Origin of the sequence: Antarctobacter aquimaris, from assembly GCF_900184945.1 — a bacterium.
GTDB classification, from domain to species: Bacteria; Pseudomonadota; Alphaproteobacteria; order Rhodobacterales; family Rhodobacteraceae; genus Maliponia; species Maliponia aquimaris.
Genome location: NZ_FXYF01000041.1, coordinates 1 through 1,556 on the forward strand (window position 1 = coordinate 1; position 1,556 = coordinate 1,556).

The 1,556-nt window shown below is 60.6% G+C and carries 2 protein-coding genes; both read left to right on the forward strand.

Features of this window, described 5'->3' with window-relative positions; all coding sequences use genetic code 11:
• Positions 1-553: 553 nt before the first annotated feature.
• Positions 554-985, forward strand: coding sequence for a P27 family phage terminase small subunit (locus MAA8898_RS27390; RefSeq protein WP_094023825.1), 432 nt, complete (start codon positions 554-556; stop codon positions 983-985).
• 345 nt (positions 986-1,330) lie between these two features.
• A partial coding sequence (locus tag MAA8898_RS25535; RefSeq protein WP_141194965.1) for a hypothetical protein occupies positions 1,331-1,556 on the forward strand: 226 nt, incomplete at its 3' end.

Sequence of the window (1,556 nt, forward strand, 5' to 3'; positions counted from 1 at the left end):
AGGCCATTTTGCGACTTGCTTGCGATCAGGGTACGGGCGCGAGGGAATGAACCGCCTGGCACGAACGCCCGCGCAGGCGCGCGCAACGGCGCTTTTCAAGCACGGGGCGTCGACTCTTGGCACCCGGTACGAGGATCTCTGCTTAGAAGCTGCTATTGCCGCTGCCGCCGATCGGCAGGTCGGTTAATCCGGTAACCATTTCGATTTGGGCGCAGTTCCGGTTTGTCGGAGGTGGAGAGGGCATTGACGGACTGCCGCCCCTTTGACCGCGCATACCATCGCAGAGGCGAACACGGGTGGCATCATGATGGACAAAGGACATTCGCGCACCGGCATTGCGCGCAGCATGGACCGCCGGTCAGTCGATCAGCCTGCAGCCGACGGCTTGTATGCGGATGTCGCGCAATGTCGGAAAATGACAAGATAGCAATGGCTTGCCTGGTGTTGTGGACTGTCGAGGACTCCGGGGGTGGGTCTGTCTCCGGGGGTTTCGGACGTGGACCGGCGGGCGAACCAAATCTTCCCTGGTGCCAGAATTCGAAGCGGGGGTGCGATGCGCGGACGCAAACCGAAACCCACGGACCTGAAGCTGGTCACCGGCACCAACCGTGCCGACCGTGCCAATCCCGCCGAACACCGGCCGCCGCCCGCCCTCCCGGAACCGCCTGCACATCTCAAGCACGAGGCCCGCGCGGAATGGACCCGGGTCTCTCGGCAGTTGCTCGCCCTGAACATCCTGTCCGAAATCGACCGCGCGGCACTGGCGGCCTGTTGTCAGGCTTGGGCTCGCTGGGTCCAGGCCGAACAGGCCCTCGACCGTATGGCGGACACCTTGTCTCAGCGGAAACGAGTTCGACTTGGCATGACTGCGCCGCCGGGAAAACTGCCCGAAGGTGAGATTATGCACTGTTCCGAAGGTAGAACCGAGCGCCTGAAAATCCCGAACCGGCGATGTGATACTAGCGGATGTGTTCGACCTTGTTGAGGCAATACGAGCCGATTCCAGGCCGGTCTCGGCGTGGTTATCCAAGGCCAAGGCCGCTCTGAGGGAGAAAGGGTCCTGGTGTCCTCGAAACGGCAAGCAAGCCGAGCAAGCGTTTCGTAGTGCGATCGATCATTGCCTTAACGAAAGGTTAATATTTCTGTTGCCTTGAAGCTCCAGATGCGGCTCACTTGAGAAAGCGCTGTTTTCGTCGTTCTGCCGACGGACAGAGGTGGCATTATTGTCGGTTTGGATTTTCTCGCTTTTTCAACCGGCTGTTTACTTTTTGCTCCCCTCGGGTCCGGCGAAACACCGTGACTCATAGGCCAACGCGGGAGGCAATTAACGATGAACGACCTTGTGAAAATTTCATTGATCGAGAACGAAACACTGGTCTTGGACCTCGACTGCGGCACCGAAGGCAATCCGGACCTGGGCCTTGACCTATGCATGGAGCGGGACGCGCTGCGGGACGCCGGGGTCGACGCGGGCAAGTTCGCCGCGGTGACCCTGCGGCTGGGCGACATGCTGACGACCACCTCGAACACCGACCAGAACGGCAAGCTGGATGTGG

Coding starts and splice junctions, on each gene's coding strand:
- MAA8898_RS27390 (WP_094023825.1), top strand. CDS start 554: ATGCGCGGACGCAAACCGAAACCCACGGACCTGAAGCTGGTCACCGGC.